Here is a 17,093-nt window from a genome sequence, read left to right on the forward strand (position 1 = left end):
TTTTAGAAGGCCTATTAAATTTACCCTTTTTTAGCTAGAATTGATTGAAATATTTATTAAAAATTTTTAAATTTACTATTGACAATTCTTAGCTGGACTATTAGTTTATAAATATCTATTCAGAACTCTATCATTTATGCCGAACCAACTAGCTTCTTTATACATATTAATAGTATTCTTCATTATTATTTTCACTATCATATTATAGATATTTTTCAATTCTTTTGTCGATAAAAAGGCCTCTTCCTCTATATTAGGTTTATTGTGATTGTATTCTATCTTTAGCTGTTTGTCGATATACATATTCAAATTATATATCTTACCTTTTATAACTTTTTCACAATATGTATTGATAAAGTCGTATAGATATTTAGTTTCTTTGTCTTTTCTATCAATATCTTCCCAAAATTCTATCTTCAACTTCCTTATACCCTCTAACGATATATTATAGTGAAATAAATAATTTTTACCGTATAGTTCTTCAATAGGAAGATATTTAATAGTTTTATCCTCAAGTATATTTACCCATTTATTGCTGTAATAACCATTTTTATATCCTTCTAAGTATAATGTTAATTCAAGCCTATCAATATCTTCGTGAATCAACATAGTGATATTATTGGATATAAGTTGTCTATCTTTTCGAGGAAACAAAAGCCTTTTAACTCTTCTTCTTATCTCCTTAGTACATATATATTTTGGAGAAATATTAGTCATTTTCGTTTCCAAATCGTATAGATTCAGGAGGATATGTATGGAATTTATATCGCCATTATATAAAAAATTATATCGTAAACCATTATATATTTGCCAAAGATCAGCTTTTGCTAAAACCAAATTCATCCCTCCCCTTAGCAATTGTTTCCAAAAAAATGGAGGATTAAACCATTTATTTTCTTTTTTCATCTAACAGTATATTATATTATACTACAATAACCGCCCTTATTGTTTATAAACTTCGATTATTTTTAAATTAAAAGCAAAAAATGAAGAATCCAGAAGAAAAAAAGCATTGAAATAGGATCAATGCTTAGTTATTTTAAGATACATACTTTAGTACTAATTTAATATATCATTCATCAAGCTTCATAAGTATAGATAATATGGTATCATAATCTAAGCCAGTAGTTAGATTATAAACTCCTACTCTAAGTTTTCTATCTACTCCTTTATCTTTGGCAAAATTAAGAAAATCTTCTGCATCGTATATTACCCCAGCTTTTTCCAAACCTCTAGATACCTTGATTAAAGAATCCCCAGTTTCTATAGTAAAAACTACCTCATCCATTTTCCCTTCTTTTTCTTTTTCGCTTTCTAATTCCAAAGAGGTTTCTTTTACAGGTTCTTTTTCCTCCTTAGGGCTAGTTTCAATATTTTCTTTCAAAAATACCATTCCTAAATCGGCTGCTATAGCCACTATCTCCTCTTCAGTATATTCTCTATACTCTATATGAGGGTTAAAAGTATAGAGTATATTAGTCAATATTATACCCATACCTAAACCTAATAGTATAAATGGAAATCTGTGTTTACTAAACATTTCTATACTCCTTATCCTTTTTACTCTATTTTACACTATAAATCTATTAAAGTAAAAATATATCTTTCTTAGCACATTCTTCAATTATACTATCAGTCCATATAGAAGCTTGAACTTCACCAATATGCCTTTTCTCTAAAAAAAACATGCAAATTCTAGATTGCCCAATTCCGCCGCCTATGGTAAGAGGAAATTTGCCTTCTAAAAGGGCTTTATGATAGGTGAGTTTTTTTCTTTCTTCAGCCCCAGCCATTTTTAATTGCTCTTCTAAGGATTTTTCATCTACCCTTATGCCCATACTAGACAATTCTAAAGCCTCTTCAAGTACAGGATTCCAAAACAATATATCCCCATTTAATTCCCAATCATCATAATCAGGAGATCTACCATCATGAGGTACTCCAGATCTTAGTTTACTACCAATTTTCATTAGAAAAACTGCCTTATATTCCTTGCAAATTAAGCTTTCCCTCTCCTTAGGGCTTTTGTCTGGATATCTATCCTCCAATTCTTGAGTAGTGATAAATTTTATCTTATCAGGTAATTTATTTGCCAAAAAAGGATATATACTATTAATTTTCTTCTCTGTCCTTTTAAATACTTGGAATATACTTTCTACTGTTTCTTTTAAATACTCTTCATTTCGTTCTTGTCTTGATATTACCTTTTCCCAATCCCATTGATCAACATAGATAGAATGGGTATGATCTAAAACCTCATCGGGTCTTATAGCGTCCATATCAGCATAAATACCCTCACCTATTTTGAAGTCATATCGTTTTAGAGCCATCCTCTTCCATTTTGCTAGGGATTGGACTATTTCTATCTCTTCATTATATTTTCTCATATTAAAGGATACAGCCTTTTCTACTCCACTTAAATTATCATTTAATCCCGTCTCAGGTCTGACGAATAAGGGAGCAGATACCCTTATCAAATTCAATTTTTTAGCCAATTCTCTTTCAAAAAAGTCCTTAATAATTTTTATTCCAATTTGAGTTTCCCTTATACCTAGTTTTTTCATATAATTTCCTCCTATATTATGGTAATAAAAAAACCTCTCATCCAAAAAGGACGAAAGGTATTCTTCCGCGGTACCACCTTAATTAGCAAAAGGCTCAGCTTTAACCAGTACAGAACAAATTCGATACTGTATAGTGAATAACGGACTATACCCGTCTAAGCCTACTTTTTGCAAAATAAAATTTCGGTTAGAAGCTTAGGGGCGTTCTTCATCATCAATTCCGTGTTGGATTTCCACCAAGTACCAACTCTCTATAACTTTCTTAATGACTACTCTTCCCTTCATAGCTATTTTCATATATTAATGTATAATTATATTCTATTACTTTGCTTATGTCAATAGATTATTTTTCTTTATCAATTAAAGAATTGAATAGGTTATTAATATACTTTTTCCTTTCTTCTGTTTCTTCTTCTTTTACTATAAACTTATCTTCTACATACTCGACTATATCCCCTTCTTTTAAATTCCTAGGGAATAATTCTCTATCGAATGTTAAAATTCCACCATCACTTTCTATTTCAATTAAAACCCTATCCTCTTCAAACCTATCAACTATACCTTTCACTTAATCTCCCCCTGTTTAATACATTTTTCATGAGGTCTATACCCACTGTTTTCTGCATCTAATATAGATTTAAAAATAATTTGATTTTCTTCTTTAGGTAAAGAATTACATTCCTTGGTATGATATACCTTAGTATTTTTGTTTCCTATGTATTCCACTTTGGTACTATCATTTTCTTCTATAATCTTATCTTCGAAGGTCAATTGCCTGCCATCAGAGACAATGACTATATCTCCTAGTTGATCTGTTCGTAAAATATCAATGTCTAACTTTTTAAGTCTTTCTAAGGTTTCCTTATGAGGATGCCCATAAGTATTATCCCTTCCTACACTTATTATACTATATTTTGGATTTACTTTTTCTAAAAATTTTTCACTAGAAGATGTCCTACCACCATGATGGGCTATTCTAAGTACATCAGCTTTTAAGTTCATCCCATTATTTATCATATCCAATTCGGAACTTTCTTCTGCATCTCCTGCAATGACAAATGAATTATCCATATATTCTATCTTAGTAACTATGGAAAAATCATTAGTTTCCTCATAATCATCACTGTTGGGAGCCAAAACATAATATTTTAACTGTCCTTCATCTAAAAGAATATCCTTTGCCTTGGCTAAATTGATCTTTAAATTTTGATTCTCAATCTCTAATAGTAATTCTTCAAATATACGGGTATTAGCCGTTCTATTTGGCATATATACTTTTTCGATTTTAAAATTCTTTATTATCTCAGGTAATCCCCCTATATGATCTTCATGAGGGTGGGTAGCTATTAAATAATCAATTTTTTCTATCCCCAATTTTTTAATATACTTAACTACCTTATCGCCTGATTTTCTTGTTCCTCCGTCGATTAAAGATATTTCTCCATTGGGAAATTGGATTAATGTACTATCCCCTTGACCTACATCGATAAAATGTATCACTAACTTATCCCTGTAATCCTCAATAGATTTAGTAGTGTCAATATCACATCCAGAAAGAATTAAACTCAAAATCAATAATGTCAATAGTACATATATTAGCTTATTTTTTTTCACATATTTACCTCCTTAAGCTGTCAATATTTTAATTTCTAATATCATACTAGAAAAATCCTCCCTATCGAAGGATAAGAAGGATTAAAATTCAAATGCAAAATCTTTGTATGCTTCTTCAGTATATGCTTTAACAGTATCAATAATGAAATAAGAAACTTTTAAATTTAATGATAGAGCAAAATTCAAATCATTATCGTATCCAGTCTTAAGTGAATATTCCTCGATCACATCTTCTATATATTTTTTAATTATTGGTTTAAGCTTGATAACTCTTTCTTGAAAAATATCTATGTCATCTATAGTTATTACATTTTTCTTAAAATCATGATAAGGTGAATAATCATTAAGTTTGGATTCATAATTAATGTGTTTAAACATACTACTGGTAAAAGTCCATCTTTCAGCATGAGGAAGACAGACAAAATCGCTTAAATAATGGGATATGATGCCAATTTTTTTACTCAATATTTTCATAGCTAAAGGATCGATTCTTGAATTAAACTCTATATATCTACATATAAATATTAATTTAATTATCTCATTCACTATATAATTTAAGCTTTCCTTTTTATAATGTCTATGAAGCTTAAATTGTGGTAATATATCTGGAGCCACTGAACCCCATAATAGTTTATCTTTATCTAATTTTATTCCATAAATATCATAAATATTTTCGTGAATATTGTTTCCAATAATTTTATGTGTATCACCAAAAATATCAAACACATCCCTTGTATAAATTTTACAACCTTATTCGATATTATATCATATGGTTTAAAAAGTCAATATCAAAAATTGGCATCCCTAGATCAAGCTATTTGTTGAGCTTTTTATCCAATATTTCTTTATACAATAGATAATTTTCTTGGCTAAATAACACAAAATATACTTCTTCCATATTATCCTCTTTATCAATAAAATCCATTACCCCTCTAATAGCAATTTCAGCTGCCTCTGGTTTAGGATAATTATATACCCCAGTAGATATAGCTGGAAAAGCAATAGTTTTTAGCCCATATTCTTTTGCCAATTTCATTGAATTATAATATGAATTATATAGTAGTTCTGCTTCTCCCTTTGCCCCATCTTTATAAACAGGACCTACTGTATGAATTACATATTTACTAGGCATATTACCTGCTGTAGTAATCCTAGCTTCTCCAGTAGGGCAACCCCCAATTTTTTTACATTGTTCCAAGATAATAGGTCCTCCTGCTCTATGGATAGCTCCATCTACCCCGCCACCACCTAATAAAGTATTATTAGCAGCATTTACAATAGCATCTACTTCCAACTTCGTTATATCACCTTGAACTATATTTAACTTTACTTTTTTGTATAAATACATAATATATCACCCCTATCTCAATTATATCTATTCTATAGAAAAGCAAAAACTCCTTCAAAAAAATATTATAAATAATATATTTGGATATATATACTTATATAGTTATTTATTCATAAATTAAATTATCAGGAGGTATCATTTTGAAATATATAAACATAGTAGAAGCCATATTCTTAAATAGACCTAACCGTTTCATAGCTAATGTACTATTGAATGGTGAGTTGGAAAAAGTTCATGTGAAAAACACTGGAAGATGTAAAGAGATTCTAAAAGAAGGAACTAAGGTATATTTGGAGAAATCTAACAATCCTAACCGAAAAACTAGGTACTCCCTAATATCGGCCTATAAAGATGATTTATTGATTAATATTGATTCCCAAGTCCCCAATGAAGTAGTATATTCTAGTATCCTCTCCAATAAAGTTCAGGAATTGATGAATGTCAGTCTATTAAAAAGAGAAGTAACCTATGGAGATTCAAGGTTCGATCTCTATTATGAAAAAGGAGAAGAAAAGGGCTTTGTGGAAGTAAAGGGTGTTACATTGGAGATAGATGGTCTTTCATTATTTCCCGATGCACCTACAGAAAGGGGCACTAAACATATAAACGGAATAATAAATTCCATAAAAGAAGGATATAAATCCTATATTTTTTTCCTTATACAAATGCCAGGCATAAAATATTTTAAACCAAACGATATAATGGACAGTAAGTTTGCCCATGCTCTTTTACATGCGAAAAAAGGAGGAGTTCATATATTAGCCTATAACTCCTTAGTAACTAAAGATACAATCCAATTAAATGAAAAAATAGAAGTATTAATTTAGTTTAATCATATTGGATATAGCTGGCCATATTTTTTCCGTTTCAAATCCTTTTCTCCATGATGCTATACCTGCTAAATTGTATTTGTTTACTAATGAAGATTTTAGTTCAATAGAATTAGTATCCTCTAACCATATTTTATAAACTACTCCATCTTTACTTATTTCACCATAATATTGGCCACTTTCTTCATCCCATTCCAACTCCATATTGTTTTCTTCTATAAATCTATTAGCTGATTCCATAGATAAGGCCTGAGAAGAGATTTTAGCTTCTCCATCTATTTCTTCCACCTTCCATAACCTAGTATAAAAAGGTACAGCTAATACCAATTTTCCATTAGGAACCTGTTCTAACACACCTTTAATGGCCTTTTCTACCCAGTTATATTGAGCCACAGAGCCAGCAACGGGACTATTTGCCCAATGTTGATCATAGGCCATTAGTATCATATAATCTACGGTTTCTGAAAGTCTTTGTCGATCAAAACTTAAAGACCAGTTTTCAGAAGTGGAGATAGGAGTAATATCCATAGATACAGTCATTCCTCCTTCTCGAAAAACTGGGTACAACTCTCTAACGAATTGGGTTAACAAATCCTTATCCTCTAAATAAACATTTTCAAAATCTAGATTAATTCCATCTACCTTATAATTATTATATATATTAAATATTTCCTTTATCAATCTTTCTCTAGTTCTACTACTGGATAATAGTTTATGAGTAATATCTGGATCAAAGCTATTATCGATTAAAGGCCAAATTTTATGGCCTAAAGATTTATATTTACTTACATATTCATAATTTCCTTTGTCAAAAATATTTCCTTCTTCATCATTAATAGAAAACCAAGTAGGAGATATTATATTTATTCCATGGATGGGCTTTATGCCATCAACTGATAACATCTTTCCATGGCTATAGTCCCAGGTCAAGTTTATCATCTCCTTATTCTTATACGCTTTATCCATAGTTTTTTCTTTAGCTTGGTATATATTGGTCACAAGATCTATTTTTATGTATTTCTTATCTATATATCCAATTATTCCATCAATAGTTCTAACTCTATACCAATCTTTCAATTCCTCAAATACCATTAATACGGTTTCAACAGGCAAATTTTTTAATAATATAGGAGATTTTATATCGAAACTTCTCCTGATAACAGCCCCTTCCATGATGACTTTTCCCCTAGGATATATAGAATCTAACTTGTCCACAACAACCGCATCAGTATCTTCAAAATAATTTATATCAATATCATAGTGAATATTCAATATTTCGTCTGGAATATAGACTTTTTCTTCTATTTTTTTAACTGGATTGTTTATAAAAACTTCTCTATGATTTGTTGTTCCTTTATTTTTTCCAATTATAAACCTAGAGACCCTTTCCTTATCCGTTAAAATAACCATACCTTCTTCTTGATCATAATAAAGATTAGGATCTAGCTTCTCCTTAATAATATCAAAGGAAATATATATATTATTATCTTCAAAAATTACTGGACTATCTTCTATGTAATGTATATCATCAATAACTAAATATATATTATCGGAAATAGATATAACTTCATTATTTTCACTGTTTTTAAATATAAAATAAGCAGATATACTAATAATGATCAATAGGGCTAATATAATAAGAAATCTTTTCACTTTACCACATCCTTTTCCCATCTATTACTATTAGTCGAAATAATTATAACATAAATAAAGTGATTTTATATAGTTTTGTAATTAAACATACATTATCAATTATGAGTAGATTTGTTATGATATGATCAAATTTAAAAAGATCGAGAAATATTCTCGATCTAATAATTGCTACCTATCTACTTTCATCTTTTTGGCCATAGGATCTGATAAAACCTCATATCCTCCCATGGCAGATATGGTTATCAACATAGCATTAATTATTTTTAAAAGTATTCCTTGAATTCCGAAGCCATTGTCTCCAAAGATAATAATAAGTATTAGAGCGACAATAAAAGTATAAAATCTAACTGAAGCATCTCCAAACTGCTTTTTTATAATGGATTTTGTAAACTGTACTATAAGTGAAGTCCCAGCAACTAGTCCTACAAAAGTAGTCAATGTATCTGCAGACATTAATTCATTATACACCTTATCAACCCCCTATAAAATATATTATATTCTAACTTCTTATTCTATTGTATTCTAGAAGGAATTATAAATATGCCAAATTTTCTTTATAGCATAGCAATATTATAGACAGTTTTTCAAAAATTCCACTATATCCTTAGCCTTAGGAGGACAACCTAATAGGTTCTTTTCAAAACCTTTTGTACATATGCCTATTCCTATACCTTTTCCCTTAACACCCTTGAAACCTTGACCAATATGAATTCTTTCATTAATTTGATAATAATAGCCCATACTATTCAACCTATCTAAGGCATGGACAAGACTTCCATAACAAGCGGAACAAGCCATATTTTCGTCTACATTTTTTGTAAGTTCCTTAACTAATCTAGTTTTAGGTATTGTCATAGGAGTTGTATCTTTGTTTAATTCTATTATATTATCAGCATTTAAATTAGAAGAACCTACTCCTATATCTTCCGCCATCTTTATATATGGAATATCCTCTAAATCATAGCCTAATAATTGAGCTACATAGCTATCAACAAGCACTGGGTCCTTCCCAACTATAATTCGATTCATCTGAATAGGGTTTCCCCCTTCTTCAAAATTTAAATCCCCTATTATTCCATCTACAACAATTAAATTTTGTTTCAATATTTTATTAAGGTAAGCAATAGGCTTATGAAGACCCATGGTATGGAAACGTCTTTTCTCTTTATTTGGAATACAACCTTTCATATTTTTCAAAGCACAGGTAATATTAGTTTGGCAATGGCCTTTTAATACTGGCATATTTATCAAATAGTCAACTTCCATTATTTTATTACATACAGAAAGAGTTACTCCATCTGCTTTATAATCTCTATAGCCATCTTTTTGTAGGTCTACAAGTGGAATATTATACTTCCTAGACAATTTTTCGTAACCACATACTTTAAAAGCCAAAGATGTTCTATCTCCTACCCAGGCCCCTTCTAATATAGCTAAATTGTTAAATCCTTTAGATTTAAGGTATTCAATAACCCCTTCTACTAGTTCAGGACATGTTGTTGCTCCAGAAGAAGAAGGTTTAGCAAGAACTAGATTAGGTTTAATCCCTATTAAAGCACCCTTTTCAGGTATATCCTTTCCTATATCCATTTTACCTAATATTTTTTTAATCATATCCTTAGGATTATCTCCATACATAATGTATAATCTATTAGATTTCATCAAATTCACCCCTCTTATTTGAATAAGATTTACTCATATTAAGTATATCACCCTAATCCTCCCTTTAAAACAACAAAACCAAGATAAATAAAGCAATATTCTAAATTTTTAACTTATTCTTGACAAGGGAAATATACCGGTATACCATAATACTTAGAGTTGCTAAATACTATTAGGAGGGATACGCATGAGTAATGAATCAAAGGGAAAAATGCTTCAAGAAAAATTAACTCATAAATGGAAAAATGTATGGGAAGTATTAGATAATATTGAAAAAGAGAAAGTTTTTTCATTAAATGAAGAGTATAAAGATTTCTTAGATAAAGGAAAAACTGAAAGAGAATCAGCTAGAGAAATAATTAGAGTTGCCTCTAAAAAAGGTTATATATCAATAGATGAACTATTAGAAAAAAGAATTAAACCTACTCCAGGAATGAAAATATATGCCAATAATAAAGATAAAGCAGTTGCATTATTCGTATTAGGGAAAGAGAGTCTTGAAAAAGGAATGCATATAGTAGGTTCTCATCTAGATGCTCCAAGAATAGATTTAAAACAATTCCCACTATATGAAGATTCAGAACTTGCTATGTTTAAAACCCATTATTATGGGGGAATCAAGAAATATCAATGGGTTACATTGCCACTAGCTTTACATGGAGTTGTGGTAAAAGAAGATGGAGAAAAAGTTGATATCGTTATAGGTGAAGACGAGGATGATCCAGTTTTCTTTATAACGGATTTATTGCCTCATTTAGCTAAAGATCAAATGGAAAAGAAAATGAGTGAAGGAATTACGGGCGAAGGATTAAATATATTAATTGGAAGTATTCCCTATGATGATAGTGAAATAAATGAAAAAGTAAAATTAAATGTACTTAATATACTTAATGAAAAATATGGAATAAAAGAAGAAGATTTTACTACTGCTGAATTTGAAATAGTACCTGCTGGCAAGTCAAGAGATGTTGGTATAGATAGAAGTATGGTTGGTGGCTATGGTCAAGATGATAGAGTTTGTGCATTTACATCTTTTAAAGCCATATTAGATATTGAAACTCCAAATAAAACAGCCGTTGCCCTATTTGTTGACAAAGAAGAAATAGGCAGCGTAGGAAATACAAGTATGGAATCTAAGTTTTTTGAAAATATCGTTTCAGAATTAATTAATCTAATAGAAGAGAACTATTCAGAACTATTAGTTAAAAGAGCCTTAGCTAATTCTTGGGTGCTATCAGCTGATACTTTGGCTGGCTTCGATCCTAATTATCCTGAAGTATTGGATAAAAGGAACTCTCCTTTTATAGGAAAAGGTATAACCATAGTTAAGTATACTGGTGTTAGAGGAAAAGGTGGCAGTAACGATGCCAATTCTGAATATTTGGGAAAGATAAGAAAAATATTTAACAACAGTAATGTAGTATGGCAAATGGGTGAACTTGGAAAGGTAGACCAAGGTGGTGGAGGAACTATTGCTTATATCTTGGCAAACTATGGTATGGAAGTAGTAGACTGTGGTGTACCTCTACTAAGCGTACATGCACCTTATGAAATTGCCAGTAAAGCCGATGTTTATATGGCCTATAAAGGTTACAACGCTTTCTTTAAAGCATAGAATAAAACAATAGGGTCAGTTCATCATGGCCTGTCCCTATTGTTTTATAATTCTTACGTTAATTCTATTATTTCATCTATAATACTCCCAATATGTTCTATAGTATTAAGTAAAGGTTGTTCAGTAGTAATATCAACTCCTGCCTTCTTTGCAAACTCTACAGGAGTATAAATTCCTCCAGATTTTAATACTGTAATCCAATCATCGATGGCCTCCTGCCCCTCTTTTAATATCCTATTATTTGCTTCTGTAGCTATGGTCAAACCTGCACTATAGGTATAAGGATATAACCCCATATAATAATGAGGTTGTCTCATCCATGTTAGTTCTGCCCCTTCATTTATGACTACAGCGTCTCCCCAGAACTCTTCTAATACTTCTCTTTTCAATTTACTTAATAAAGCTGCATTAACTGAACCTCCATCATCAACTATTCTGTATACCTGGCGTTGAAAAGCTGCTTCTAACAAATGGGTCACAAAATTATGATAATATGTTCTTGATATTATAGAGGACAATACCCATCTTTTCATCCTTTTATCTTCAGTATTTTTCATCAAATAGTTTGCCATAAGCATTTCATTCATGGTGGAAGGAGATTCTATACAATATTGGGAAGGTCTTGAGTTAAATATATTCTGATTTTTATGAGCTAAATAAAAATGGCCTGCATGTCCTAATTCATGAGCTAAAACGAATACTTCCCTCATTCTACCAGTCCAAGAAATCAAAATAAAAGGATGGCTACCATAAGGGCTAGAACAAAATGCACCAGTAGATTTGCCCTTGTTCTGGACAAAATCTATCCACCTTTCATCAAAAGCTCTATTGACCATCTCTAAATAATCATCACCTAATACGGATAATGCTCCCTCTATATAAGATCTAGCTTCTTCTACACTTAACTCTGGTTCAAAATCTGGATCTATTGCTAGTTTTAAATCCATAAAAGTCATTTCCTCTAATCCGTGGATTTTTTGAATTAGTTTAGCATACTTTCTCATATATGGAGCTAAATGCCCCATTATTAAATCAATTTGCCTATCGTATAATTCTCTATCCACTTTTTGGGAAAATAGTAGACTATCAAATACAGAATTAAAGCCTCTTAAGTTAGCAATGGTCTTCTCTTTCTGGACTTGTGTTTGGTATGCAGCTGCTATAGTATGCTGGTATTCCTTTAATTTATTTGAAAATGCTTCAGCTGCTCCACGCCTAATCTCTGTATCATTTTCATACTCCCATTTCCCTTCAAATAATACAAAACTTAAAGGATATTCCCTCCCATCTACTGAAAAAGTACCAAAATCCATATCTGCCAACTTAGCTCTATTGTATATTTGATATGGTGCCTCTAGCACATTAGAAAGGGCAGATAATGTTTTTTCTACTTCTGGATGCAAAGTATGAGGCTTGCTTCTTATAATTTCTTTCAAATAATTTTTATTTTCTTCTGATTCATCTAAAGTTCTCTGAATTACTTCTTCATCTAATTGAATTATCTCTGATTCTACAAAGCTTAAACGGCTTCTTGCCTCAGATAAAATAGTAGACGTTTTCATCTGTCTAGTTTGATTTTCCGTATTTTTCTGATCCACCGCTACAGACAGATATGAAAAAGTACTTAATAGCCCTCTAATTTCATACAAATCCCTTAATTTGTCTAAACATGCATTAATCGTTTTTGGGTTATTTAGTTTCCCTTTAAATTCCTTTTCAATTTCATAAGAAAGCTTAATTAATTCATCTAATCTTTGTTCAAATTCCTCTTCTGTTTTAAATATAGCCGATAAATCCCAGGTATATCTTTCATCTACATCCTTTCTCTCTAAAAATCCTTTGCACATATAAATAACCCCTCCTTATAATATTTCGTGTGCCTAAATAAATTATATTATAAGAAAGGATATAGTTCAATAAATTTTCAGAATATATCCACCAATTAATACATCTATCATCTTCAATATCAAATTAGTATAGATGACATGCAACTGTATGCCCTGGCCCAATTTCCTGTAAAACAGGCTCTAATTCATGACATTTTTTCATTGCATATTTACATCTAGTGACAAATTTGCATCCTTCTGGCGGATTAAGGGGACTTGGCACATCCCCCTCTAACGCTTTTATAGTTTTTTTTATAGCTTTTTTGGGATCTGGTACTAAAACTGAAGATAATAAAGCTTTAGTATATGGATGAGCTGTATGATCATATATCTCATCACTTGAACCTATTTCAACTAATTTTCCTAAATACATAACTCCTATGCGATGGGATAGATGCCTAACCATAGATAAATCGTGGGCAATAAACAAATAAGTTAATCCCATTTCTTTTTGTAAATCCTCTAACATATTTACCACCTGTGCTTGGATAGATACGTCTAATGCGGATATAGGTTCATCACATAATACAAACTCTGGATCTATAGATAAGGCCCTTGCGATTCCAATTCTCTGCCTTTGTCCACCACTAAATTCATGGGGATATCTATATATATGTTCTTTACCTAGACCGACCTTTTCCAATAGCTTAAGAACTTTTTCCTTTCTTTCTTTCTTATCTCCTATATTATAGACATCTAAAGGCTCTGATATTAAATCTTCTACTGTTAAAGAAGGATTTAGGGAAGCATAAGGATCTTGGAATATTACTTGGATCTTTCTCCTATAGGGTTTAAGTTCTCTTTCATTTAATTTAGCTATATCTTTCCCTTTATATAGTATCTCTCCTTCCGTTACATCAAAAAGCCTAATAATACTCCTACCAGTAGTAGATTTTCCACAACCAGACTCCCCCACTAGACCAAAGGTTTCGCCTTCTTTAATATAAAAACTAACACCATCTACTGCTTTTAAGTATTTATTTTTTCCAATAATAGATGATCTCCTTACTGGAAAATATTTCTTTAAATTATTTACTTCTATCAATTTATTGCTCATGATTTTCACCTTTTTCTTATATAGATTTATCTAATAACCAACACATTGCCCTATGTTTTCTATCCCCATAATAGTACTTTGGGTGTTTTTTCTTACATATATCCATAACATAAGGACAACGATCAGCAAAGGGACAGCCCTTTATCTCATAAGCTAAATTTGGTGGATTTCCTTTAATAGGTACAAGCCTTTGTTTTGTTCTACCTTCGGTCTTTGGTAAAGATTGCAGCAGTCCTCTAGTATAAGGATGTAAAGGAGCATAAAATATATCCTCTACATTTCCCTCCTCCATTATCATACCGCCATACATTACGACAACCCTCGAACATGTATTAGCTACTACTCCTAAATCATGGGTTATAAGAATAACCGATGTATTAAGTTCTTCCTTTAATTCCATTAAAAGTTCCAATATTTGAGCTTGAATGGTAACATCTAAAGCAGTAGTAGGTTCATCTGCTATAAGTAAATCTGGTTTACAACTTAAAGCCATGGCTATAATAGCTCTCTGCCTCATACCTCCGCTAAATTCGTGAGGATAGTTATTATATCTCTCCTGTGCTGAAGGTATACCTACCATCTTTAGCATTTCTATAGTTTTTGCTTTAGCTTCACTTTTTCTTAATCCTTGATGTCTCTTTATTACATCTGAAATTTGACTTCCTACTGTAAATACTGGATTTAAAGAAGTCATCGGATCTTGGAATATCATTGCTATATCATTTCCTCTTATTTTCATCATTTCCTTTTCACTTTTATTTAATAAATTTTCTCCTTTATAAATTATCTCTCCATTGGTAACTTGCCCTGTGCCTTTAAGCAATCTCACTATAGATAAAGAAGTCACAGATTTACCACTTCCTGATTCTCCAACTAACCCTAATATTTCTCCTCGTTTTACATCAAAGCTAACTCCACGAATTGCCCTCACTATACCATTATGATTAAAAAAAGTTACTTCTAAGTCTCTTATTCTAAGTAAGGAGTTTTTCATAATAATATTACATCCTTTCATCTCTTCCTAGTCATTATTTGCCTTGGGTTCAAAGGCTACTCTAAAAATATCTCCTAAAACATTAAAGCTTAAAACCGTCATCAAAATTAATATTCCTGGAAAAAAAGTCAAATAAGGAGCTTCTCCCATATATCCTTGAGCATATTTTAGCATACTTCCCCAGGAAGAATTTGGTTGGCGTACTCCCAATCCCAAGAAACTCAAGGATGATTCCATAAGTATAGCACTAGCTATATTTAAAGTAGAAGCAACAATAACTGTAGGAAATATATTAGGAATTATATGTTTCCTTATGATAACATTAGGTTTTTCCCCTATTACCTGTGAATATAAAACATATTCTCTTTCCTTAACAGAAATGGTCTCTCCCCTGACTATTCTCGCTATACTCATCCAGCTAAATAAACCAATAATAATTATTATATTTTGTATTCCAGGTTTCAAATAAGCATTTAATATGAGTATTAGAAAAAAAGTAGGAATACTCATTAGAATATCTATAATTCTCATGATAATACTATCTACCTTGTTTCCAAAATATCCACTAATAGTCCCTACTATAGTTCCTATGATTGTAGAAATTATCATAGATAAAAAACCTACAGTAAGAGAAACTCTTCCTCCATATAATGCACGAGTAAAATAATCCCTTCCCATTTCATCAGTCCCAAATAAATGAGATTTTGAAGGTGTTGCTAGGCGATTCATAACATTAATTTTATTTGGATCATGGGGAGATAAAAAAGCTAAGATAGATGCAATGGATAAAATAACAATTACTAAAATAGATAGTATTCCTAATTTGTTTTCTTTCAACTGATATATTAAATTAGACTTTAATCTATGATTCATTTTAATTCAACTCCTTAATTCTTGGATCTACAACACTATATAATATATCTGATAAAAGATTTCCTAATATGAGTATTAAAGAGGAAAACATTGTAATTGCCATAATTAGAGGGTAATCATAGCTAAATATGGCAGTCATGCCTAATTGACCCATACCAGGCCATCCAAAAATACTTTCTGTAATAAAAGCTCCTGATACTAAACTAGGTAAAGACATACCTAGGATTGTAATTACAGGCAAAATAGCATTTTTTAACACATATTTATATAATACTTCAGTTCTGCTAGCTCCTGAGGCTAGTTGAACTGTCACATATTCTTCCTTTAATTGACTAATAGTATTAGACCTGATATACCTAGAAACTACTGCAATATTTTGTATACTCAATACCAAGGTAGGCATTATTGCGTGCTTTATAAGGTCCCAAGTGCTATGAACCCCTATTGTCCTCATACCTATACTTGGTAGTAAATTTAACTTTAAAGATAAAAAGTAGATTAGCATCATTGCAAACCAAAAGCTTGGTATGGATATACCAATATAAGAGATAATTGTAACTATTTTATCAAAAGTCCTATTTTGATTAGCTGCTGAAAGAAGGCCTACTACAATGCCTATAACCATAGAAAATATCAATGAAGTAAACATAAGTCCTATAGTTGCAGGTAACCTTTCAGTAATCTGCGTAACAACAGGTCTATGGTTAACTAAAGAATATCCTAAATCTCCTTTTAATACATTCTTTACCCACCTTATATATTGAATATGGATTGGATCGTTAAGGCCCATGTTTTGTCTAATCCTCTCAATATCAGCTGGTCCCATCTCTGGTGTTATATATGCTTGTACTGGATCCCCAGGGGCTAGTTTTATAAGAAGAAATGAAACTATAGATACTGCGATAAGCATTGGTATCATTTGTAGCATCCTTTTAATAATTAATCTTCTCACTGTAATTCCTCCTATATATAATTACAAAAGTAAACTGAAAATCAG

The 17,093-nt window shown here is 31.0% G+C and carries 17 protein-coding genes and 1 other annotated feature; of the genes, 2 read left to right on the forward strand and 15 right to left on the reverse strand.

Annotated features, from left to right (window positions below):
• Positions 1–105: 105 nt before the first annotated feature.
• From C3E89_RS01575 to C3E89_RS01605, 7 genes are all read right to left on the reverse strand, one after another.
• On the reverse strand, positions 106–837 hold the full coding sequence (locus C3E89_RS01575; protein ID WP_236910742.1) for a hypothetical protein: 732 nt from the start codon (positions 835–837) through the stop codon (positions 106–108).
• A 235-nt stretch (positions 838–1,072) separates the two neighbouring features.
• Positions 1,073–1,540 (reverse strand): endolytic transglycosylase MltG, encoded by a 468-nt coding sequence (locus C3E89_RS01580; protein WP_236910743.1) that lies wholly within the window; start codon positions 1,538–1,540, stop codon positions 1,073–1,075.
• A gap of 46 nt (positions 1,541–1,586) precedes the next feature.
• Positions 1,587–2,564, reverse strand: coding sequence for an aspartate--ammonia ligase (gene asnA, locus C3E89_RS01585; protein WP_236910744.1), 978 nt, complete (start codon positions 2,562–2,564; stop codon positions 1,587–1,589).
• Positions 2,565–2,607: 43 nt separating this feature from the next.
• Positions 2,608–2,858: a binding site (T-box leader), on the reverse strand.
• A gap of 49 nt (positions 2,859–2,907) precedes the next feature.
• On the reverse strand, positions 2,908–3,132 hold the full coding sequence (locus C3E89_RS01590; protein ID WP_236910745.1) for a DUF3006 domain-containing protein: 225 nt from the start codon (positions 3,130–3,132) through the stop codon (positions 2,908–2,910).
• On the reverse strand, positions 3,129–4,178 hold the full coding sequence (locus tag C3E89_RS01595; RefSeq protein WP_236910746.1) for a ComEC/Rec2 family competence protein: 1,050 nt from the start codon (positions 4,176–4,178) through the stop codon (positions 3,129–3,131). The genes C3E89_RS01590 and C3E89_RS01595 overlap by 4 nt, the downstream gene beginning before the upstream one ends.
• A gap of 81 nt (positions 4,179–4,259) precedes the next feature.
• Complete coding sequence (locus tag C3E89_RS01600) at positions 4,260–4,904, reverse strand: zinc dependent phospholipase C family protein (RefSeq protein WP_236910747.1); 645 nt, start codon at positions 4,902–4,904, stop codon at positions 4,260–4,262.
• An 88-nt stretch (positions 4,905–4,992) separates the two neighbouring features.
• Entirely contained in the window at positions 4,993–5,526 is a 534-nt protein-coding gene (locus C3E89_RS01605) for an O-acetyl-ADP-ribose deacetylase (RefSeq protein WP_236910748.1), read from the reverse strand.
• Between the two features lie 140 nt (positions 5,527–5,666).
• Between C3E89_RS01605 and sfsA the strand changes: the two genes are divergently transcribed.
• On the forward strand, positions 5,667–6,353 hold the full coding sequence (gene sfsA / locus C3E89_RS01610; RefSeq protein WP_236910749.1) for a DNA/RNA nuclease SfsA: 687 nt from the start codon (positions 5,667–5,669) through the stop codon (positions 6,351–6,353).
• On the opposite strand, the gene C3E89_RS01615 is transcribed toward sfsA, so the two are convergent.
• From C3E89_RS01615 to C3E89_RS01625, 3 genes are all read right to left on the reverse strand, one after another.
• Positions 6,345–8,009, reverse strand: coding sequence for a glycosyl hydrolase family 18 protein (locus C3E89_RS01615; protein ID WP_236910750.1), 1,665 nt, complete (start codon positions 8,007–8,009; stop codon positions 6,345–6,347). The genes sfsA and C3E89_RS01615 overlap by 9 nt on opposite strands.
• A gap of 168 nt (positions 8,010–8,177) precedes the next feature.
• Positions 8,178–8,477: a hypothetical protein gene (locus C3E89_RS01620; protein WP_236910751.1), complete on the reverse strand. Its 300-nt coding sequence runs from the start codon at positions 8,475–8,477 to the stop codon at positions 8,178–8,180.
• 102 nt (positions 8,478–8,579) lie between these two features.
• A complete protein-coding gene (locus tag C3E89_RS01625) occupies positions 8,580–9,671 on the reverse strand; it encodes a DUF362 domain-containing protein (protein ID WP_236910752.1) in 1,092 nt (363 codons plus the stop codon).
• 187 nt (positions 9,672–9,858) lie between these two features.
• Between C3E89_RS01625 and C3E89_RS01630 the strand changes: the two genes are divergently transcribed.
• Complete coding sequence (locus C3E89_RS01630) at positions 9,859–11,286, forward strand: aminopeptidase (RefSeq protein WP_236910753.1); 1,428 nt, start codon at positions 9,859–9,861, stop codon at positions 11,284–11,286.
• Between the two features lie 53 nt (positions 11,287–11,339).
• On the opposite strand, the gene pepF is transcribed toward C3E89_RS01630, so the two are convergent.
• The 5 genes from pepF to C3E89_RS01655 all read right to left on the reverse strand — a co-directional run bounded on the left by pepF (position 11,340) and on the right by C3E89_RS01655 (position 17,048).
• A complete protein-coding gene (pepF, locus tag C3E89_RS01635) occupies positions 11,340–13,133 on the reverse strand; it encodes an oligoendopeptidase F (RefSeq protein WP_236910754.1) in 1,794 nt (597 codons plus the stop codon).
• Between the two features lie 124 nt (positions 13,134–13,257).
• The gene (locus C3E89_RS01640) at positions 13,258–14,229 is read right to left on the reverse strand and encodes an ABC transporter ATP-binding protein (RefSeq protein WP_236910755.1); all 972 of its coding nucleotides are present in this window, start codon (positions 14,227–14,229) and stop codon (positions 13,258–13,260) included.
• Positions 14,230–14,245: 16 nt separating this feature from the next.
• The gene (locus tag C3E89_RS01645) at positions 14,246–15,223 is read right to left on the reverse strand and encodes an ABC transporter ATP-binding protein (RefSeq protein ID WP_236910756.1); all 978 of its coding nucleotides are present in this window, start codon (positions 15,221–15,223) and stop codon (positions 14,246–14,248) included.
• 27 nt (positions 15,224–15,250) lie between these two features.
• A complete protein-coding gene (locus C3E89_RS01650; protein ID WP_236913425.1) occupies positions 15,251–16,102 on the reverse strand; it encodes an ABC transporter permease in 852 nt (283 codons plus the stop codon).
• Positions 16,098–17,048 (reverse strand): ABC transporter permease, encoded by a 951-nt coding sequence (locus C3E89_RS01655; RefSeq protein WP_236910757.1) that lies wholly within the window; start codon positions 17,046–17,048, stop codon positions 16,098–16,100. Before C3E89_RS01655 ends, C3E89_RS01650 begins: the two co-directional genes overlap by 5 nt.
• Between the last annotated feature and the right edge of the window lie 45 nt (positions 17,049–17,093).

Origin of the sequence: Clostridium sp. Cult1 (assembly GCF_021655095.1) — a bacterium.
Taxonomy (GTDB): Bacteria; Bacillota; Clostridia; order Tissierellales; family Tepidimicrobiaceae; genus Schnuerera.